The 20,769-nt window shown below is 63.1% G+C and carries 18 protein-coding genes; 13 read left to right on the forward strand and 5 right to left on the reverse strand.

The window, feature by feature from the left end; all coding sequences use genetic code 11:
- Positions 1-374 precede the first annotated feature (374 nt).
- The 3 genes from WDM86_01010 to WDM86_01020 all read left to right on the forward strand — a co-directional run bounded on the left by WDM86_01010 (position 375) and on the right by WDM86_01020 (position 4,373).
- A complete protein-coding gene (locus WDM86_01010) occupies positions 375-2,549 on the forward strand; it encodes a TonB-dependent receptor (protein MEI9988590.1) in 2,175 nt (724 codons plus the stop codon).
- A 14-nt stretch (positions 2,550-2,563) separates the two neighbouring features.
- Positions 2,564-3,970: an MFS transporter gene (locus WDM86_01015; GenBank protein ID MEI9988591.1), complete on the forward strand. Its 1,407-nt coding sequence runs from the start codon at positions 2,564-2,566 to the stop codon at positions 3,968-3,970.
- A 67-nt stretch (positions 3,971-4,037) separates the two neighbouring features.
- Complete coding sequence (locus WDM86_01020; protein MEI9988592.1) at positions 4,038-4,373, forward strand: Rid family hydrolase; 336 nt, start codon at positions 4,038-4,040, stop codon at positions 4,371-4,373.
- Between the two features lie 51 nt (positions 4,374-4,424).
- Here WDM86_01020 and WDM86_01025 read toward each other — a convergent pair whose 3' ends face one another.
- The 3 genes from WDM86_01025 to WDM86_01035 all read right to left on the reverse strand — a co-directional run bounded on the left by WDM86_01025 (position 4,425) and on the right by WDM86_01035 (position 8,231).
- Positions 4,425-6,038 (reverse strand): FAD-dependent oxidoreductase, encoded by a 1,614-nt coding sequence (locus WDM86_01025; protein MEI9988593.1) that lies wholly within the window; start codon positions 6,036-6,038, stop codon positions 4,425-4,427.
- Between the two features lie 166 nt (positions 6,039-6,204).
- A complete protein-coding gene (locus WDM86_01030; protein ID MEI9988594.1) occupies positions 6,205-7,347 on the reverse strand; it encodes a TauD/TfdA family dioxygenase in 1,143 nt (380 codons plus the stop codon).
- 119 nt (positions 7,348-7,466) lie between these two features.
- Entirely contained in the window at positions 7,467-8,231 is a 765-nt protein-coding gene (locus WDM86_01035; GenBank protein ID MEI9988595.1) for a helix-turn-helix domain-containing protein, read from the reverse strand.
- 285 nt (positions 8,232-8,516) lie between these two features.
- Here WDM86_01035 and WDM86_01040 point away from each other — a divergent pair, with 285 nt between their 5' ends.
- Positions 8,517-9,455, forward strand: coding sequence for a sugar kinase (locus tag WDM86_01040; GenBank protein ID MEI9988596.1), 939 nt, complete (start codon positions 8,517-8,519; stop codon positions 9,453-9,455).
- Complete coding sequence (locus tag WDM86_01045) at positions 9,452-10,111, forward strand: class II aldolase/adducin family protein (GenBank protein MEI9988597.1); 660 nt, start codon at positions 9,452-9,454, stop codon at positions 10,109-10,111. Before WDM86_01040 ends, WDM86_01045 begins: the two co-directional genes overlap by 4 nt.
- A 139-nt stretch (positions 10,112-10,250) precedes the next feature.
- On the opposite strand, the gene WDM86_01050 is transcribed toward WDM86_01045, so the two are convergent.
- Positions 10,251-10,709 carry a hypothetical protein gene (locus WDM86_01050; GenBank protein ID MEI9988598.1) on the reverse strand — a complete coding sequence of 153 codons (459 nt, stop codon included), beginning with the start codon at positions 10,707-10,709 and terminating at the stop codon, positions 10,251-10,253.
- A 22-nt stretch (positions 10,710-10,731) separates the two neighbouring features.
- Here WDM86_01050 and WDM86_01055 point away from each other — a divergent pair, with 22 nt between their 5' ends.
- From WDM86_01055 to WDM86_01080, 6 genes are all read left to right on the forward strand, one after another.
- Positions 10,732-11,310 carry an RNA polymerase sigma factor gene (locus WDM86_01055; protein MEI9988599.1) on the forward strand — a complete coding sequence of 193 codons (579 nt, stop codon included), beginning with the start codon at positions 10,732-10,734 and terminating at the stop codon, positions 11,308-11,310.
- A 177-nt stretch (positions 11,311-11,487) separates the two neighbouring features.
- Positions 11,488-12,258, forward strand: coding sequence for a FecR domain-containing protein (locus tag WDM86_01060; protein MEI9988600.1), 771 nt, complete (start codon positions 11,488-11,490; stop codon positions 12,256-12,258).
- 95 nt (positions 12,259-12,353) lie between these two features.
- Entirely contained in the window at positions 12,354-13,871 is a 1,518-nt protein-coding gene (locus tag WDM86_01065; GenBank protein ID MEI9988601.1) for a TonB-dependent receptor plug domain-containing protein, read from the forward strand.
- 12 nt (positions 13,872-13,883) lie between these two features.
- Entirely contained in the window at positions 13,884-14,822 is a 939-nt protein-coding gene (locus WDM86_01070; protein MEI9988602.1) for a TonB-dependent receptor, read from the forward strand.
- Positions 14,819-14,962, forward strand: a complete 144-nt coding sequence (locus WDM86_01075) for a hypothetical protein (protein ID MEI9988603.1) — start codon at positions 14,819-14,821, stop codon at positions 14,960-14,962. The genes WDM86_01070 and WDM86_01075 overlap by 4 nt, the downstream gene beginning before the upstream one ends.
- 71 nt (positions 14,963-15,033) lie before the next feature.
- Positions 15,034-17,103 carry a prolyl oligopeptidase family serine peptidase gene (locus tag WDM86_01080; protein MEI9988604.1) on the forward strand — a complete coding sequence of 690 codons (2,070 nt, stop codon included), beginning with the start codon at positions 15,034-15,036 and terminating at the stop codon, positions 17,101-17,103.
- 316 nt (positions 17,104-17,419) lie between these two features.
- On the opposite strand, the gene WDM86_01085 is transcribed toward WDM86_01080, so the two are convergent.
- Positions 17,420-18,070 (reverse strand): tyrosine-type recombinase/integrase, encoded by a 651-nt coding sequence (locus WDM86_01085; protein ID MEI9988605.1) that lies wholly within the window; start codon positions 18,068-18,070, stop codon positions 17,420-17,422.
- A 465-nt stretch (positions 18,071-18,535) separates the two neighbouring features.
- On the opposite strand from WDM86_01085, the gene WDM86_01090 reads away from it, so the two are divergent.
- Positions 18,536-19,582 (forward strand): LuxR C-terminal-related transcriptional regulator, encoded by a 1,047-nt coding sequence (locus WDM86_01090; protein MEI9988606.1) that lies wholly within the window; start codon positions 18,536-18,538, stop codon positions 19,580-19,582.
- Positions 19,583-19,584: 2 nt separating this feature from the next.
- Complete coding sequence (locus tag WDM86_01095; GenBank protein MEI9988607.1) at positions 19,585-20,658, forward strand: helix-turn-helix transcriptional regulator; 1,074 nt, start codon at positions 19,585-19,587, stop codon at positions 20,656-20,658.
- Positions 20,659-20,769: the final 111 nt, after the last annotated feature.

Consider the following 20,769-nt stretch of genomic DNA (forward strand, 5'->3'; position numbering starts at 1 on the left):
GCAAGATCGACCCTGATCGACCTCGCGATATAGTCGTTGGCGGTATCGTTATGTGTAGGCCGCCACCGAGCCAGCGTTCTATCGTATAGGCGCATTCGCGATGCCGATTGGTACGGCACCAAATACTGTGCACGTCCACTGTGCAGCGGCGGATAAGAATTGTGCAAAAGCTGGTTTTGTGAGCAGGGGCAGCACCCATCGCTGGCACTGCGACAAATTTCCCTTTTCAGAATGATATTAAACATTACCGTTTATATATTCGGTACTTTCTAATATCGTTTGTGGCAGTTGCGCAAGGGAGGGGTCCACAAGTGAACATGCGTAAATCATCGGCTTCGGGTGTGGTTCTTGGGGTGTTGCTTTCGACGACGGCATTGTGCCGACCCGCCGTGGCGCAGACCGATCCTGCGCCGGCTGCGGCAAGCCCCGGCGAGCAACTGGAAACCGTCATCGTCACCGCGCAGAAGCGCGAGCAGAATCTCCAGGACGTTCCCATCGCGATAACCGCGCTCACCACGGAACAGCTTCAGGAACGGCACATCAACAACACCAAGGACCTTACGGGTGTCGTGCCCGGTCTTCAGATCAAGGCCGGCGACGCATCCGCATCTCCGCAGATATATCTGCGCGGCGTGGGCTCGAACGACTTCAACCCGACCTCCAACAATTCGGTCGGCATTTATGTCGACGGGGTCTATCTCGGCTCCCCGCTGTCGCAGATGGCCCAGTTTTACGACCTCGAGCGGGTCGAGGTGTTGAAAGGGCCGCAAGGCACGCTGTTCGGCCGCAACACGACCGCCGGCGCCATCAGCGTCGTATCCAAGGGTCCCACGCGCGATTTCGAAACCGACGCTTCGGTCGAATACGGAAATTACAATTCGGTGGTGCTTGAAGGCGGCATCGGCGGGCCGATCAGCGACGAGCTGGCCTTTCGCGTCGCCGGCACCTTCGACCGGAACGACGGCTACACGCTCAATACCTATACCGGCAACCGCGTGAACAACATCAATCGCTGGGCCGGCCGGGCAGAGCTTCTCTATACGCCAAGCGACGACCTCAACATCCTCTTCCAGGTCCACAACAGCGAGAACAGCAGCGGTTCGATCAAGGGCCAGATGCGTCCGCTCGATCCGCATACGGCCGCGGCGACCGGCGCGGACGGGCTGTGCAAGCCTGGCTATTACTATAGCGGCCAGTGCACCAACGCCCTGGGCTATGCGGATCTCGACGGCAGCCCGTTTGTCGGCGCCTACGATCTCGACGGCAACGACAACGTCACCTCCATCGGAGGCTCGGCAACGGCAAACTGGGATCTGGGCGAGGTGTCGCTTGTATCGATCACCGCCGTCGAACTCACGACGCGCAACAATTGGGAAGACACCGACGACAGCCCCCTGAATCAGCTCGAGATCAATTACCTGGCGCGGGACAACGAATATAGCGAAGAGCTGCGCCTGCAATCGAACACCGATCAGCCCCTTACCTGGGTGGCCGGCCTCTACTACGGCTACGACCACCTGAACACGAACAGCAACATCGATTACTACGACACGGTCTGGCTGGGCTATCCGTATTCGCAGAACACGAACACCTACGCGATATTCGGCCAGGCCGACTACAAGATCACGGACAAGCTGACCGTCACGGGCGGGTTCCGGTATTCCTACGACCACAAATCGTTCGACTACAGCAGCAACTACAATTTCGGGGCTCTGGACCTCTTTACGACGAACCAGAAAAAGGGCTTCGGTGGGCCGTCCGCGCGTTTCGGGCTGAACTATGAGTTCGAACCGGATCAGCGCGTCTACGCCACCTACAACCGGGGTTACAAGAGCGGCGGATTCTTCGGCGGCTATGCCGGAGACCTTTCGCAGGTGGCGCCCTATCAGAACGAAACCGTCAACGCCTACGAGGTCGGCTACAAGGGCATGTTCCTGGATGATACGCTGCGCTTCAACGCCGCCGCCTTCTACTACGACTACCAGGACATGCAGGTCTACACGATGGTCCAGGAAACCGGACCGTTGGGGCCGGTCGACGAGCAGGTTCTCGACAACGCCGGCGCGGCCGAGATTTACGGCGCGGAGTTCGAGGTCGAGGCGCGGCCGATCAAGAACCTGACGCTCAATGCCGGTGTCGCGCTGTTGCATGCCCGCTATACGCAATACCGCTCGGCCCTGGCGTCCTCCGACTATACCGGCAACACGCTACCGTCCTCGCCCGAGTTCAGCTTCACCGCCCAAGCGAATTACGTGGCCGATCTCAACAATGGCGATGCGTTGCTGTTCGAGGCGGACTCCACCTATCGCACCAAGCAGTTCTCCGATACCGCCGACACCACGCGCCTGGCCTCCGGCCCGGTGTTCCTGCTGAACGGCGAGATCGGTTACCGCTTTCCGGGCCAGAAGGTCGAACTGGGCGTCTGGGGCCGCAACGTCCTGAACAAGATCTATTTCGAGAAGGCGAACTCCATGGCAGGCGACGGTTTCGACGCGCTGATCTATGGCGCGCCGCGCACCTTCGGCGTCTTCCTGCGCTTCAACGACTAGGCGGAGGAAGCACCATGGCGCTCAGCGCACGGGGCGATGTGGTGGCGGCCAAAAGCAAAAGGCTTTCGCTGAGCGCATGGAGCTGGGCGCTTTATCAGGGCGCCCGCGATCCCTACATCATCCTGATCGCGACCTATATATTCACGCCCTATTTCACGCAGGTCGTGATCGGCAATGCCGTGCGCGGCCAGGCGCTGGTGAGCACGTTAAATCTGGTTGCGGGCCTTGCGGTGGCGCTGACCGCGCCCTTCCTGGGGGCCGCGGTCGACAGGCTCGGGCCGCGCAAGCCGTGGCTCCTGTTCTGCACGGCCGGTTCGGTGCCGCTGATCTGCGCGTTGTGGTTCGTCGAGCCGAACGGGACGGGGCTTTCGGTCGCCGCAGCCATGGCTTTCATGGCCGTGATCACCGTTCTGATCTCCTATACCGAGGTTTTCTACAACGCGATGCTGGTCGGCGCCGCAGGAGCGGCAGAGCAGCCGCGCGCATCTGGGCTCTCGTTGACGCTCGGCAACGTCACGACCATCTTCATGTTCATCTTCGTGCTGGTCGCCTTTGTGCTGCCCGGCAGGACAACCCTGCCCTTCATCCCGGCACATCCGCTTTTCGGCCTTTCGCCGACGCTGCACGAGCCGGAGCGCATCGTCGGTCCGATCGTCGGCATCTTTTATGCGCTGGGCGCGCTGCCGCTCTTCCTGTTCTCCGGCGATACAACGCGCAGCGCGGTACGTTTCGCGGCGGCGTTTCGCGATGGCGCCGGCCGCCTGGTCGCGATGTTTCGCGGCCTGCACGTTCCGCGGGACATCGGAATCTATCTCGCCGCGCGCATGCTCTATGCCGATGCCAAGATGGCCCTGATCATATTCGGCGGCGTCTATGCCGCCGGCGTCATGCAGTGGGGCGTGGTGGAGCTGGTCGTGCTGGGTATGGTGACGACCGTGGCCGGAATCTGGGGCGGCGTGCTGGGAGGATGGCTCGACGTCCGGATCGGCCCCAAATACGCGATCATCACCGAGATCGGCGTCTCCGTCATCGGGGTGCTGGCACAGCTTGGCCTCGACCGGCATACGATCTTCTATTTCTGGCACGCCGGCGACATAGCGGCCTGGAACGCGCCGCTGTTCAAGACATGGCCCGAACTCGTCTATGTGGGCGTCGCCTTCGTCATTTCGGTCGTCGGCACGGCATCATGGGCGTCCAGCCGCACGCTGATGGTTCGGCTGTCGCCACCGGACGAGGTCGGGACCTTCTTTGGGCTCTATGCGCTGTCCGGCACCGCGACCGTGTGGTTCGGGCCGCTGCTTATCGGCATCTTCACGTCGATCTTCCAGACGCAGCAGGCGGGCTTTGCGCCGATCGTGCTGATGCTGTGCGCCGGCCTGGCGATGATGACGCTCGTCCGCGGCGGCGGAAAAAAGGTTTGACCGCTTAAACAGGAGGATTGCCGTGCGCCGTCTCATCAGTTCAGGATCGCCTACAGAGAAGATCGCGATGTATTCGCGCGCCGTCGTCCAGGACGGCTGGATCTTCGTTTCCGGCACCATGGGCGTCGATGCACAAACCGGCGCCATGCCGGACGATTTCACAGCCCAGGCACAGAATTCCTTCCGCATCATCGAAAATGCGCTCGAGCAGGCCGGCGCGAGCCTGGCCGACGTCGCGCATGTGCGGATTTTCGTCAGCGACCGGCAATATTTGCGCGAGATGGTGATCGTACTGCAGCAGAAATTCACCAACGTGATGCCGGCCCAGACGATGCTCATCGCTCAGATGCCCAACGAAGCGGCGAAGCTGGAAATCGAGGTCATCGCCAAGGCCCGGGACTGACCGAGATTCGAGCCGGTCGGGAGCCGGCGCCTTGCGGCGCCGGCTTTTCTATCAGTCCCTGTTCGTCGTCGCGATCGATTGGGCGCAGATATAGCCCCATGTCATGCAGGGGCCGATTGTCGTGCCAGCGCCGACCGCGCGTGTCCCGATAGGGTTGGCCATGGCGTTGCCGGCGCAATAGAGTCCCGCGATGACGCTGCCGTCGGCGCGCAGCACCTGGCCGTCCGCATTGGTTCTCGGACCGCCCTTGGTTCCCATGGTCGAGATATTGAACGGCGTCGCCACGAAAGGCGCCTTCTGGATCGATCCGAGCACGTTCTGCCCGCCGGACCAGTAGCGTTCGAACTTGTGCTCGCCACGTTGAAAATCCTCGTCGCGGCCCTTGGCGCAGAAGGCGTTGTAGCGCGCCACGGTCTCCTGAAGCGCCGATGCCGGAAGGCCGATCTTCTCCGCCAGCGCCGTCAGCGTCGGCGCCTTGATCAACCAACCGGGCTTGTGACGAGCGAAAAAGCGCAAGGGCGGAGTGCGCCGGAGGAAATTGGCATCGGCGATAACCCAGGCCGGCAAGTTCGCCGGCTTTTGCGTTTGCGGATCACGAACCACGAGTGTCTCGCAGAAATTGAAATCGCATTCGTTGCCGAACCGCCGGCCCTTCTGGTTGACCACGATGGCATGGGGATCCGCCTGGAAGCGCAGCGGCACGCCGTGCAGACGCCCCTCGTACCAGGTCGGCAAGGCACCGGCGAGATTGGCCTGATCCATGTGGGCCGTCACGGCGCCGGCCTGCACAGCCATGCGCAAACCATCGCCTTCATTGGTGGAGGGGCTGCACAGGAAATCGACCGGGCCTGGAAAGTGCTCGGCGAACAGGGCGCGGTCCCACTCGAAACCGCCGGTGGCGATGACGACGCCGCGACGCGCGCGAAATTCCCGGCGCTGACCCTTCTTCTCCACGATGACGCCGACGACAGCGCCTGACTCGTTCTGGATGAGCTCGACGGCGCGCGCCGCGAACTCGATGCGGCAGCCGTGATCCAGGCATCCTCGCAACAGGCCCGTGATCAGCGCCGTTCCCTGACATGCTATGCCATGCAGCTTCCGCCACAGAATTTTTGGGCCATTGCGCAGATAAGCTTGAAGCGGTTTGTGCAGGAAATTGGCGTGGATCATTTCCTCATAAGTGAGGGCATGGGGCTGGGTCGAGCGCCGAAGATGCTTGGCGTAGCGCCCCACCAGATCGCGTCGCATGGGCTTGGTGGACAGCATGCGCCCCCGCTTCCTGGCGCCGGCGACCTCAAGCATCGGATCGGGCTCGCTCAGGATTTCGAACCGCGTGGGGGATTCCTTTTCGACCAGCTCCAGCATGCGCGGCGCCGCCACAAGAAAGCTCTGCCACAGCGGGTCTTCGGTTTCACGCCAGCCATCCGGCGCCGCGGCGCGCATGTAGTCCAGCGCTTCGCCGATACTGTCGTCTATGCCCATTGTGTGCGCGTGATGGTTGGCCGGAATCCATGTGCCGGCGCCGGACATGGCGCTTGTGCCGCCGAGCTTTTCGCCCTTCTCGATCACGACGACCTGCATGCCGAGCACCGCAGCAGTGAGGGCGGCCGTCAGCCCGGCCGCACCGGAACCCAGGACGATGACATCGGCGCTCTCGGGCGACATGGAGATTGATGCACCTTTCATGTGGAAGGACGGCCGCCAACCGGCGACCGGAGAAGCGAAAATAATAGTAGCAATTAGTATCGTATGTAAATGCAGCCTTGGCGATGGCTGCAAGCAAAAAGGCCGCGCCTGCCGGCGCGGCCTCGTTTCGCCTCGGCGCCGGTAATTACGCCGGCGCGAATCTGTTGAAGGGCTTTTTGCGGATCATGGCGGCGCCTTCCAGGCGGCGCTGCGCATAAAGCCTTTCCATCTCGCCCATGTAAAAGGACGGAAAGTCCATCCTTGGCTTTCGCTGGCGCAGGAAATGGCGCGCATCGTCGAAGGTGATCAGGCGCTGGTCCGGCGGCCAAGGCTGCCACTCGGTTATTTCGAGCCAGAGCCGCAGCATGTAGCGCCGGCGCGCCAGCTCGTCATGGTCGTCATAGTCGAGACGGCTGTGGAGGATCTTGCGGTTGTTGATGAACTGGATGTCGCCCTCGTCGATCGTCATGTCGAGGTGGAACTCGTCGGACGCAGCAAATTTCTGCAACGTCTCATAGGCTTCCAGTTCGATCGCCGAGGCGACCGTGTCGCCCGCCTTGATGGCGTAAAGCCAATTGCCGGCGTCCATATGGCAACTGAAGTCGCCCGACTCGAAGCTGAAGATGGGGGCGGGCCTGCCGCCGGTATGGCCCGGGCTGAGGCTGAGTTCGGCGTCCGGCCCATGCATGCGCAGCGGTAAGCCCCGGCACAGCACTTGCGCCAGATCGGGCCGACGCTCGACCAAAGCGTTGTACAGCGAAACGGAGCTGACAATGCGGCTTTTGCCGCCCACCTTCGCACGCCTGAGGCACATCAGGCCGATCACGTCGCATGCTGTGCCGTCGGAATGAAACCCCTGCTGCCCGCCAGCGCGGTAGCCACGGGGCTTTTCGACGATATCGCTGACATCGACCACGCTTCCCAGCAGCTCGCCGCGATGCGACTGCGCCACCGGCTGCCCGATGTGCACCCCGAGCCCGACATAGATGCGGGCCAGGTCGTCCGGCGAATAACGCTCGCGCGGCAGGCCACGAAGAAGCAGGAAGCCCCGCCCGGTCTGGAGTTCGTGCCGCAAGTCCCTCAGATAGTGTCCGGTGGCCTTCAGCGGAAACGTGTCGCGCGTGATGTCCGGAATGTCCAGGTCGCCGAGCGATTTCAGATGATCCAGCGCACCATCGATCTCCGCGACCTGGTCGGCGGAAAGCCGATGCAGCGCCTCGGCCTGCCAGTCGAGCGCGGATCCCTTCCACGCGGCGGGAGAGTCGTGAACCTGAAGCGATGTTGCCACGAAAAATCTCCCGCTTGCCTCGCCACTGCGACAGAAACAGTACGAAAATATACCGTTTCTGCGATCGACCGAACCGCCAATTTCCGCGGACGATGCTTCAAAACGACGCTGGGCGCGATTCAGCGGTCTTTCCGGGCGTATCGGGCAAGGCCGGTGAAATAGAGCGTCTGCATCCAGGACAATTCCTGGGTGATGAGATCGGGACTGTGCCGGGGCTCCTCGAGCACCATCTCCGTCGCGGCATAGCCGACTTCGATCGTCAGCCGCGTCGCGATCCGCAAGAGGCGCTCTGGCACGTCCTTATAGGTATCGCGCAGGGCTGCGTAGAACGCATCGGCAACCTTGTTGCGCGACCGGACACGGATATCGCGCAACACCTGGATCGAGCGCATGGCGCGCATGATCCATATCCCACCCGGTTCCTCGCGGGTGATGGCGTTCACGCGTTCCTGGATCTGGATCGACTTCTCGACGGCTTCTTTTACGGTTGCCGCGACCAGGCCGTCATTGCGGATCCACGCGAACACCGCCGCGTCCTGTTTTTCCATCAGCCGGCTGCCGAGCGCCTTCAGGATCGCGTATTTGTTGGGAAAATAGCGATAGATCGCCGGCGGGGTCAGCTCCGCGCGCTCGCAAATCAGGTTGATATTGAACCGGTCGATGCCAACTTCTGCCAGGCTGCTCGAAGCGGCTGCGAGAATCGCGTCATAGGTCAGGCGCGAACGCTCCTGAACGGGAATGGTCTTGAGGGCCATGTCGATCTTGCGCTTCGTCCGCGCGGGCGGCTTGTTCGCGGCCAGGACCTGGCCTTCGTCATTACTTTTCCGCGCGGCTTTGCGGGGCCGCGGCTTTTCGCCTTCCGCCTTCTTCTTTTTTCCAGCCATCTTGTTGGCTCCATGGGAAGCCTGCGTTTTCATATGGGAAAGCCTCTATGGAGACGGATTGGAGCGCGGAAACCGGCGGCGTGGCGCAAAGAATTATCTAATTATTCCTCGCATAGCCATCGTCAACTTGACGGCATCGCGGAAACCCGACAGCCGCTTCGAATGCCACCTCCGGCATTCGAGATATCGAACGCGTCTCCGCCGCCAGCCGGTAAATGTAAAAAGATACTTTTGACTATCGTATCGGATACGGGCACATTGGCGTCCTGAAGTCTCAGGCGAGCCATGAACAGCGGACTTCTCTGCGTGGGATTGACGACGCTCGACATTGCGGGTCGTCCCATCGATGCCATCCCCGCGGGAGCGAGCTTGATCGAAGGCGTGGCCTTGTCGCCGGCCGGGACGGCGGGCGGGACGGCGCTGATCGCCGCCGCGCTGGGCGTGCGGACCGCACTCGCCAGTGCCATCGGGGACGATGGTGCGGGCCGGTTTGTGCGCAGCGAACTGGAGGCGAAAGGCGTCGATACACGGTTCCTCGCGACGTTGCCGCGGATGCGAACCTCCACCACCATTCTGGCGATCCGCAGCGATGGCGAGCGTCCCTTGTTCCACGCGCCGGGCGCGAGCCAATTTGCCAGGATCGACAGCGAAACGTTCGCGGCCGCCCAGACGTCGAAATTCGTCCATTGGGCGGGTATCGGGGGCCGTTATCTCGACGGCGGTCCGGCCGCCGATCTTCTCGCCGCCGCCAAGACGGCGGGTGCGACGGTGACTTGCGACCTGATCGGGCCGGGCAAACATACCATGGCAGAACTCGAGCGCGTCCTTCCGCATGTCGATTTCTTCATGCCCAACATGGACGAGGCCCTGCTGCTTGCCGAAACGGACGTTCCACAGAAGGCGGCGGAACGGTTTTTCGCGATGGGCGCTGAAACCTGCATCCTCAAATGGGGCCGCCGCGGCGCTATGGGCATCGCGCGCGACAGGCGGTTCGACATACCGGCGCATGAGATTCAGCCGGTCGATACGACGAGTTGCGGCGACTCCTTTTGCGCCGGCTTCATCGCTGCGCTCGATCGCGGACATGACATACGCGATGCCTGCCGGTTCGCATCGGCCACCGCCGCGCTCGTCGCCCAGGACCTGGGAACGCTCGGCAAGCTGGCCGACTACGAAACGACATCGCGCTACATGACGGAAACGCCGCTCAGGAGCGCCATATGACGGAGACCGCGGACGAAACCACGCTGCGCAACCAAGTGGTGGATGCCATGCGAGCGATGGTGGCGCATGGTCTCAACCGCGGCACCACCGGAAACGTGTCCGTGCGTTGCGGCGACGGGCTGTTGGTGACGCCGACCGGTGTCACGCCTGAAAACCTCACGCCGGAATGCATCGTCTTCCTGAATATGCAGGGGCGGGCGCGAGAAGGCTCCTTCAAGCCATCGAGCGAATGGCAGATGCATGCCGCATTGCTCGGGGCGCGGCGCGACGTGAATGCCATCGTCCATTGCCATTCGCGCTACGCCACCATCCTCGCCTGTGCGGGCAAGCCTATTCCGCCCTTGCACTATATGGTCGGCGTTTCGGGAAAGCCGTCGGTGCCGATCGCGGGATATGCGACATTCGGAAGCGAGGAACTGGCGCGGAACGTCGTCGAGACGCTGGCGGGAGGATATGCCTGCCTCATGGCCAATCACGGGCAGATCGCCATGGCGCCCAGCATCGCGCGCGCGCTCGTCATCGCAGACGAGATCGAGGAGCAATCGGCGGTCTATTGGGGTACGCTGCTGATCGGTGGCCCGAATATTCTTTCCGGGACGCAGATGGACGAAATATTCGGCCAGTTTAAAAAATACGGTCAAAAACACCGATCATAGAGCGCCGCTGCAGAAGACGCGCCGTTCGACTCGGTCTCTGACGATCCGTTTCCACACAAGGCGTAGCGGAGAGATATTGAGGTGGCTACGTAAGAATGCGACTGGCGGATATATGCGCGGACGATACAGCGTCTGTCAGTCAAGTAACCCCCATCCCAAGCTCTCTGGCGATGATGTTATTGGAGCTCCCGGCGACAAGCTCTTTCGGAACATGCCTCTCGCGCGGCGTCAGCAGCGCGAGCAGATCATGAGCCGCCATTAGCTCAGCCATCTTGGTCCGCCGCTCCTGGTTATGCCAACCGCCCGTGCAACGGCTGCGAACAATTGCACGGCTGCAAACGGCTTTTCGATAAAATCGATCGCAACGGCCCTCATTGCCTATACCGCAGGTGCCACGTTGGCATGACCGCTTACAACGATAACCGGTAGCAAAAGACCGTGTCGGACGATCTCCTCCTGCAACTTCTTCGCTTGCTGCCCAGGCGGTCTCTTTTTGCCGGTACACTTCATTCGCAAAAATGCCTACGGCACATTCGCAATATTTCCAGACTGCGTCGGTGCCAACACAGGCGATACGGAAAGACTTGTAAAGCCGCATTCGCTCCGTTCTTCTGTTTGCCATGTCGAGGCTCACGAGCCAGCGGGCCCAGTGGCTGGCCCAAAATATTGTGCCCCATGAGCGCATGATCCGCGCCTGGCTCGCGCGTCGCGCCTATGATCTGGACATCGACGACATCATCCAGAAAATGTACGCGCGCCTCGCGTCTCTCGACTCCGTCGCCGACATTCGCAGTCCGCGGCAATACGCGGCCCAGACGGCGTTTTCCATCCTCGCCAACCAGCTGCGCCGCCTGCGCGTCGTGCCGATCGTCGCGGTCGGCGACGTCGAGGCGATTGAGGCGTTCGCACCGGACGCCTCGCCGGAGGAGCAGGTCGCCTTGCGTGACGAGGTCCGCGAAGTCTACGAGGCTCTGGCCGATTTGCCGCCGCGCTGTCGCCAGGCCTTTCTGCTGCGCCGGGTGGAAGGGTTCTCGCAGCGCGAGGTTGCGAAACGCCTCGGCGTCAGCGAGAAGGCGGTCGAAAAGTACATGGCGCAGGGCGTGCGCTGCCTCATCAGCGCATTCGGCCGGGGAGGGAAACCGGCCTCTCAATTGTCTATAGGGGCAAGAGCACGCGGTTTCGGGACGCGGCAAAAATGACCGAGAGATATTCCGTCCAGTAAATTTATGACGCGGCCGCCCTGTGGGCCGCCAGGGCCGATGCCGGACCGCTAAATCCTGACGATCAGGCGCGCCTTGATGCCTGGCTGAGCGAGGATGTCCGACATGTCGGAGCGTTTGCGCTTGCAAGCGCATATCTGACGCCTCTGGCGCGACGTGACGCCCCCTCTCTGGGAGAAACCGGCGTTCTCCCGCCGCCGCGTCCTGTGGGGCGGCGGTATCGCCGCCGGCGTTGCCGGCCTGGCGGTCGCGGGGCGCCCGCTGCTGCAGTCTTTCGGCGGGGACCGCTACGCGACGCGGGTCGGCGAGATGCGGGTGGTGCCGTTGAACGACGGCTCCCTCATCAGTCTCAACACCCAATCCGAAGTCGTTGTCCGCTACTCCAAGAGCCGCCGCGACATCGATCTGATCCAAGGAGAAGCCCTGTTCGACGTGGCCAAGAACGCGCAAAGACCGTTCATCGTTCACGCCGGCGATATCGCCGTTCGCGCGGTCGGCACCAGCTTCACGGTCCGCGTATTGCCGTCCCAGCCGGTGCAGGTCCTTGTCAAAGAGGGCGTGGTCGAGGTGACCCGTCCCGACATCCCCGTTGCGCCGCCGGTGCGGGCGGCAGCCAACACCCGTGCCATCGCACCGGCGAACGCCCCGATCGTGGCAAAGCCTGTTGAAACGGCCGAGGTGGAACGGGCGCTGGCGTGGCGCGATGGCCGCATCGCGTTCCACGGCGAGACCCTTGGAACCGCGGCCGACGAGTTTGCGCGCTACAGCGACATCCGGATTCGGATCGACGATCCCTCCGTCGCCCAGGAACGGATCACCGGCTTGTTTCTGGCGGGCGATCCGATCGGCTTCGCCAACGCCGTCGCGGTTTCGTTCGATCTTCGTGTCGCGGTCGCGGACAACGAAGTCCGGCTCTTGCGGCGATAACGCGCGACAGCCGCGTAGGGAAAAGACGACCGTTGTGTGTCTCTTCCTCTGACAGGTCCGCGTGGGTGGCCTGCAGCGCGGGGGCGAGTATGCGTTTGAGTAGGACAGGACTGTCAGCGGCGAAGCGGCTTGCATTGCGAAGCGGCGTCGCCATCGGGACGTTGCTCTGCGCGGCGGCCGCCATGGGGCAGACGCGAAACTTCGACGTGCATTCCGACGCGGCGGTGAACGCCATTCCGGAATTTGCGCGGCAGGCTGGCATCCAGATCGTGGCGCCGGCGGACCAGCTCAATGGCGTGCGGACCCACGAGGTCAAGGGAAGCCTTGATCTGCATGCCGCGCTGTCGGCGCTCCTGGCGGGAACGGACATCGAGATCGCGTCCGAAAATGCCCAGACCATCATGTTGCGTGTCCGACCAAAAAACGCCGAAGCCGCCTCTGACCAAGGGGCGGCGAGCACCGCGACGAACGGCCAGCCGATCGAGACCGTCGTCGTAACGGGCACGAATATCCGCGGCGCGGCCAATCCGGCGAGCCCGGTCGACAGCTACTCGCGCGACCAGATCGACCTGTCGGGACTGGGAAGCGTCCAGCAATTCGTGCGGCGTCTGCCGGCGAATTTCGGCGGCGGGGCGTCCGACGAGACGGTGGGGACTCTCGTCGGCGGCGGCAACGCGGTGAACGCGGTCGGCGGCGCGGGCGTCAATCTGCGCGGTCTCGGCAGCGATGCGACCCTCGTCCTGCTCGACGGACACCGGATCGCGCCGGCGAACAATGCCGGCAATTTCGTCGACGTCTCGATGATCCCGCTGAGTGCGCTCGAACGTGTCGATGTTCTTGCCGACGGCGCATCGGCGATCTACGGCTCGGACGCCGTGGGCGGAGTGATAAATCTGGTGCTGCGGCACGATTTCGACGGCGCCGAGACCCGCGCGCGCTTCGCGGCGCCGACCGACGGCGGCGGCGTGGAAGAGGAAGTCGCGCAGAGCCTGGGCCGCACATGGGACGGCGGCTCCGCGCTTATCAGCTACGACTACGATCTGCGTTCGCCGATCTATGCGAGCCAGCGCAGCTATACGAGCGCCAACGCCAATCCGTTTACCCTGGTGCCGAAGCAATTGCATAATTCGGTTTTCGCGATGGGTAACCAGGCCCTGACCGGCGATATCAGCGTGTTCGGCGAGGGCTTCTGGTCAAACAGATCCTCGGCCAATGATGAGTTCTTCACCGGCATCGGGGACGACCACAACGTCGTGACCGCCTCGAACTATGGGGGCACCGCCGGCGTCGACATGGCGCTGCCGGAGGACCGGCAATTCGAGCTGAGCACGACCTACAGCGCGAGCGACAGCGACCAGAACGACGTCCTCGCCGGCGCACCCTCCGCGCATGTCCACACCATCGCGACGGTCGGAACCGTCGATGCCAAGCTCGACGGTGCGCTGTTCTCGCTGCCTGCCGGTCCGGTGCGGTTTGCGGTCGGGGGGCAATATCGTTACGAGACTCTCGATTCCAAGGACCTGATCGGACACAGCGTCTATTCTCCGAACCGGAATATCGCGGGCGGGTTTGCGGAGCTAGACGTTCCCCTCATCGGCCCGCGCGAGTCATAGCTGGACAATCGCCTGGAACTCAGCTTGGCCGACAGATACGAACACTACAGTGATTTCGGCTCGACCGATAATCCCAAGATCGGACTGAGCTGGATGGCGCTGTCGGATCTCAAATTCCGCGGCACCTATGGAACCTCATTCCGCGCGCCGCTGCTCAGCGATCTCAATCCGATACCGTCCCAAGTCGTCGCTTTGCCGGAAGCGGACCCGACGACGGGCGGCGCGTCCAACGTTCTGGTCGTCTTCGGCGGCAATCCGAAGCTTTCGCCGGAAAAATCGACCAACTGGACGCTCGGCGCGGACTGGGCGCCGGACGCCTTTCCGGGCGTCAGGGTCAGCACGACCTATTATAATGTCCATTTCACCAATCTGATCACGACCGCGCAGACGGCGGGATTCGATCTGTTCGATGCGCTCAACAACGCGTCGAGCTTCGGTCCTCTGATCCAGCGCAATCCCCCGGCGGCGGAAGTCGCGTCCCTGGTCTCCACCACGCAGGAGTCCGACGACTTCACCGGAATTCCGGGCGGCGTCGATCTTTCCACGATCGCGGCCATCGTGGATTCGCGCTCCACCAATCTGTCGGCGCTCGACACCAACGGCATCGATTTCAAGGCGTCCTATGACGGCGACTTCTCCTTCGGCCACCTTGAGACCGGCCTCGACGGCACCTATATCCTGACCTTCAAGCAGAAGGTGTCCGCGGCCATGCCGGCGGCCAGCGTGCTGAACACGCAGTACAATCCCGTCGACCTGAAGCTGCGCGGCCGCGTGATCCTGCGGCACGGAAATTCGATCTTGCGGTGTTCGCGAACTACATCGACTCCTACCGCGATGTCCGCAATGCGCCCTCCGTGCCGATCGCGTCGTGGACGACGTTCGACCTCGCGATGCAATACAATTTCGACCAGGGACCGGGAAGCCTTCTCGACGGATTCGTCGCTGGCTTGAACGTCATCAACGTCGCCGACACGAAGCCGCCCTTTGTCGCGACGCCGGACCCCGGAGTTGCGCCCGGACTTGTTTTCGACGGCGCGAACGCCAACGTGCTGGGACGGGTCGTTTCGCTTCAGCTCACCGCGCGATGGTGACCGGCGGTATTGGCCGCACTATACGCCGTCTGGCGATCGCGGTTGTCGCGCTTGCTTTCGGCGCGGCGACGATGGCGGATGCAGGTTCCCGGCGGCCGGTGACGCTGGACGACCTCGATGGTGTGGCTTCGGGCGAAGCCGCGATGCTGGCGACGCTCGACCTGTGTGCCGGCGGCACGTCGCTCGCCGTCGAGCGCGGCGGCGAATTGTCGATCGTGCGTGTCGAAGACGGCCACGTCGTGCAGCATCTGGGCGAGGGACTGATACCGCGCTGGTCGCCCGGCGGCGAAAGGCTCGCCTTCTATTCGCGCCGATCCGGCACGCTGCAAATCTGGCTATGGGACCGGAGCGACGGCGGCCTTCGGCAATTGACGGAATTCCCCGCTGGCATCGATCCCGAAATCGAGACCCGGATGATGGGCTATGTCGGCGATGCGTTCCGGATGCGCTGGTCGCCGAACGGCCGCAACATTGTGTTTGCTTCGCGCGTCGCATCGCCCGTTCCCGTGCCTTCCGCCGCCGGTGCGCCGCTGGCCCTGGACAATACGACGCCATCCGCGCAGATTCTCACGGACGTATTCGCTCATCCCGGCGGCGGAACTGGCGGCATCGTCGAGGCAAGGGACGGCCGCGATGTCGAATTCCGCGCGCCTCGGCCCGGAGAGGCGCTTTACAGCCAGCTTTTCATCGTCGACGCCGACTCGCATGCAAGCCGGCAGGTCACCCACGGCAACGCGATGGCCTTCGATCCGGCGTGGTCTGCCGACGGCGGCACCATCGCCTTCGCGCGGATCCGGGTGGATGATCCTGGCACCGCGTCCGGCGGCAGCATCCTGTCCGCGACGAAGGGCGAGATCGTGCTTCTCGATCTTCGCAGCGGGGACGCCCGCGCCCTGGCGGCGGGTGACGGCGTGAAATACCGGCCGCTCTGGTCGCGGGATGGAACACGAATCGCATTCCTCGTCAGCAGCAGCTTCGACGCTGCCGCCGCGATCCATGTCGTCTCGCCGGACGGCGCAGGCGCCGCGCGCGAATTCAGATTGAACGGTCCGGTCGTGAATTACGATTGGGACCGGGGATCCGAGTCCTTTCTTGTCGCCTATGACAGCGGTCTCGATGCGGGCGCCGCGCGCGGCGCGCCTGTCGCCCATGTTCGCGACACCGATTTCCTCGGCACGCTATCCGTAGGTCTGGTCGGACCGTGGTCGCAAGCGCAGAGCGGCGCGATCGCCTGGATCGACGGCGAATCCGGTCCGCTCGTCTGGCTGTCGCCGGACGGCGGCACGACCGCGAAAAAGCTGCTCTCGCTCGCACCCGATGACGATCTCGACTTGGCAAGGTCGCAAACCGTTACCTGGCTTAACGCGCACCATGAGGTGCTCACCGGCAATCTGCTCTATCCCGCGCATTATATTCCGGGGAAACGATATCCGCTGATCGTCGACGTCTATCCGTTTCCCGGCGGTGGTGGCGGCTGGATGAGCCCCTTGGCCGGAAACCAGGCCTGGGCCTCAGCGGGCTACATGGTGTTCAAGCCGCGGCCGCGCGCGCCGCATTCGGCGCCCAATTGCTCCGGCGCGCCCGCGTTCTGCAAGCGGGGCGCGGGGCCGGCCGCCTGGGATACGACGGTCGACGACGTGATGAGCGGCGTAGCGGAGCTCGATCGGCGGGGCCTCGTCGATCCCGACCGGATGTGCCTCTACGGCCATAGCAATGGCGGCGGTGTGGTCGATTACCTCGTGACGCGAACAGATAAGTTCAAATGCGCGGTCGCCGTCGCGCCTGCCTTGCCCGACTGGATCGGAAGCTCGCTTCTCTGGTTCGATGGGCTGGATTTCCTTGCAGACCTGGCCGGCGCCAAGTTGTGGGAAGACCCGTCCGCCTATGTAAGGCTTTCGGCCGTCTTCCGCGCCGGCAAGGTGAAAACGCCGATGTTGCTCGCGGATGGAGATGAGGACGGAAACTTTCTGCTGGGATCGATCGAACTGTACAACGTCCTGCGCGCTGCCGGCGCGAATGTGACACTGCTTCGCTATTCGGGCCAAGGACGTGTGCTGACCGGCGCGGCGCTTCGGGACTTTTGGCGGCGCGAGACGGATTTCTTCGCAACTTATCTGCAACCCGAGGAGACGGAGCGGTAGGGTACCTCTTTTGGAGGATTTTCGCGGCGCAAGCGTCTAGTTTCCGCGAGCACCGCAAAGATCGTCGGTCGATCTGCTCCTCTGTGGCAGCAGTACATCGGCGGAAGGGTTTCAACTGGCAGAAACGATCACGGGAGAACGGATGTTCTGGTGGCACGCAAGTGTAACGCAACAGCGGCAAAAACTGGCCTTTTCCAGCACAGTCTTGCACACTGTAGCACATCTAAGCCGTTGAAAGCATTGAATGGCCTCTTCGTTGACATGGTTAAGGTCACAGGTTCAATCCCTGTATTGCCCACCATTTTCAAGCACTTAGTCAACTTTTCGCACCGACTGCCATGAGCTGCGGCTGGGTCGGCAGGATGATTTCGCGCTTCGTCATTTTCGCGTTGATGTCCGCCATGACCTCGTCAATGGCAACCCGCGCCGCACTCAGATAGCTCGGATCGTATTTGGCATAGATCTCCGTCGTCCGCAGTCCGGCAGCCTTGTGCCCCAACATGCCTTGGACCTCCCACGGCGGAACGCCGCGGCGTCGCAGTTCTTTCGCCATGGTGTGCCGGATGCAGTAGGGCGAAATCCGCTCGGGCAATCCCTTGGCGATCTTTGGCAAGCGCTGGAAGGCCTTCTTGACCGAGAAGACTCGGTCGCCGTGATAGGTGACGACGTAGTTGGTCTTCCCCTTCTGTAGCCATGGCAGCAGCGTGTTGGTCATCGGAACCGTTGGCCGGTACTTCTTAGTCTGCTTGCGACCTTCTGGATTGAGCCGAACCAGCTTGCTTTCGAAGTCGAGCTGAAAGCGCGTCAATTCGAGCACGGCCTCGGGTCGCGCCATAGTGTTCGCCATCACCGGGCAGAACATCACGAGATGATCGGATTTGACGGTGTCGAAGACGATCGCCATCTGGTCGAGGGTCAGCGCCCGTTCCTCTGGTTCGCCTACTTCCACCGTCGGAATGAACGGCACCGCGCTTTTCGTCGCTACCCCGCCGCGGGGAGACAGACCTTGCGGCAGATTTTGTCGGGACGACCGGATCCGCGCTGATGAGTCTCGCACATTATCTTTTGAGGGCGGCCATAACCGCAGGGACCGGGCGACCCGACCGGCTGGCCTGTTGTGGGCCGACCTGTCACATGCCTCGGAAGACCCTGCGCGGGTAGCAGAAGCAGGGCGCTCGCCAAAACGCACGATGACAACGAGAGAAATCTCATGGGCGCTTCCTCGATCGGACAGCGCTAGCTAGCAAGTCGGGCCGGCCGGGACACTGTCCGTTCGGACAATAGACGTCCGGCCATGCGTTGTTCTTTCGAGCATTACAGATGCGTAATTCGTACGCATCATTTTCGCGGCCATTATCCGGTTGTGCCGGACGTTTGCGGCGCCTAACTTTCCGCGTCGATGGGTCCGCTCGATCAAGCCGAATTATCGCAGGTGATTGGCGCGATATACGACTGCATTCTCGACCGCCGCTGCTGGTCGAACGTGTTCGAGCTGCTGTGCCCGCGCATCGGGGCCGCCATGGCGATCTATCGGCAGACGCCGACTCTGCTCGTGCAGCACGGCATCGCGCCGCAAGCCTGGTCGACCTACCAGAGCGAATTCGGCCGCAGCAATCCATGGTCCGAGGCGGCGCTGCTCTATCTGCGAGAGGGCGACATGCGCACCCTCTACCGCACCGTCGACATCGCCGAATTCCGCCGGACCCGCTTCTACCGGGAATTGGTCGTGCCGCAGGGCTGGGGCGATTCCATCGGCGGGATGCTGTCGCGCACCACCTCCAGTCTTGCGTTCATCGCGATGATCCGGCCCGAGCGTGACGGTCCCTATGGCGACGGCGAAGTTGGGATCATGAAAACGCTGCTTCCGCATGCCCGCAAGGCGGCCAAGCTGGGTTGGTTGTTCGAGGATCAAAGAGCCAAGCTGTCCGGAATGGCCGCCTTCGTCGAACGGATCAAAGGTGCCGCGCTCCTGATCGACGGCGCGGGCCGCATCGCCTATGCCAACGCCGCTGCGGAGCAGCTGCTGTCGGACGGCGTGCTGCTGCGCGAGCAGAACCGCATTCTCTTGCCGCGCGATGCCGCTGTGCGCGACGCGCTGCGCCGAGCCTGGTCCGGCGAAGCGAATATCCCCTTCATCAAGCTGGCGCGTCATCCGCAGGGATCGCGAATCCTCTCGGTCATTCCGCCCTCCGACGAAAGCGGCGGCCATGCCATCGTGCTGGTGAGCGCGCCGGAGGCGGGCCTGCCGCTGCCCGGTCCCATTCTGATGGAGGCCTATGGCCTGACGGTCGCCGAGATTCGCGTTCTGGTCGGTCTCGTCAAAGGCCAGGCGATCGCGGAACTGGCGCGGGAATTCGGCGTTACGCAGCGCACGGTGAAAGCGCATCTGCAGAAGATCTTCGCCAAGACCGGAACCAGGCGGCAAAGCGATCTGATCCGTGAAGTCCTCAGCCACGCGCCGCCCCTGATGCTGTGCTAGCCATGACCGACGCGGTGGAGCTGTCGCGGCTGATCGACGGGATTTACGACTGCGTTCTGGACCGCAGCCGCTGGTCGAACGTGTTCGAGCAATTGTGCCCGCGGCTCGGCGCGCATGTGGCGGTCTACCGCCAGGCTCCGACATTGCTCATCCAGCACGGCGTCGAACCGCAGCTCTGGGCCACTTATCTTACGCAATATGCGCGCGGCAATCCCTGGTCCGAGGCGGCGCTGCTGTATCTGCAGGAGGGCGATCTGCGCGCCCTGTACCGTACCGTCGACGTGGCCGCTTTTCAGCAGACCCGCTACTACACGGACTGGCTGGCGCCGCAGGGCTGGGGCGATTCCATCGCCGGCATGCTGTCGCGGTCCAGTGCCAGCTTTGCCTTCATCGCAATGATCCGGCCCGCGGAGGACGGGCCCTTCGGCGACGAGGAATTGATGCTGATGCGCCTGCTGCTGCCGCATGCGCGCAAGGCCGCCAAGCTGGGCTGGATCTTCGACGATCAGGCCGCGCGGCTGTCCGGCATGGCCGCGTTCGTCGAGCGGATCAAGGGCGCGGCATTCCTGGTCGAAGGTTCGGGACGTATCGCCTATGCCAACGCCGCCACCGGACCGTTGCTGGCCGAGGGTGGGCTCGTGCGGGAGCGGGGCGGCATGCTCGTCCCGCTCGACGGCGACCTGCGCGCAGCGCTGCGCGCGGCCTTCTCCGGCCGCAAGAAAACGCCCTTCATCAAAGCGATTTCGCATGCCCAGGGAATGCGGATCCTCGCCGTCGTTCCGCCGTCGGCGGAAAGCGGCGGCTATGCCATCGTCCTGGTGTCCGCGCCGGAGGCCGACCTGCCTTTGCCGGGCCCGATCCTGATGGAGGCCTACGGCCTGACGGCGGCGGAGATCCGCGTGCTCGTCGGTCTCATCAAGGGCCGGCCGCTCGCCGAGATGGCGCGCGACTTCGGCGTCGCGCAGCGCACGGTCAAGGCGCATCTGCAGAAGATCTTCGCCAAGACGGGAACCCGGCGGCAGACGGATCTGATCCGCCAGGTTCTCAGCCTCGCCCCGCCTATGCTCCTGTCCTGAAGCGAAATACCGCGCGCGGCCTGCAATTTCCATCGGTCCATTGTCCGTTCGGACAATGCGGCGCGGCGGCCCGGCCGGCATAGTCGCTTCGACTTCAATTCAGGCAAATCA

Source organism: Rhizomicrobium sp. (assembly GCA_037200045.1).
GTDB lineage: Bacteria > Pseudomonadota > Alphaproteobacteria > Micropepsales > Micropepsaceae > Rhizomicrobium.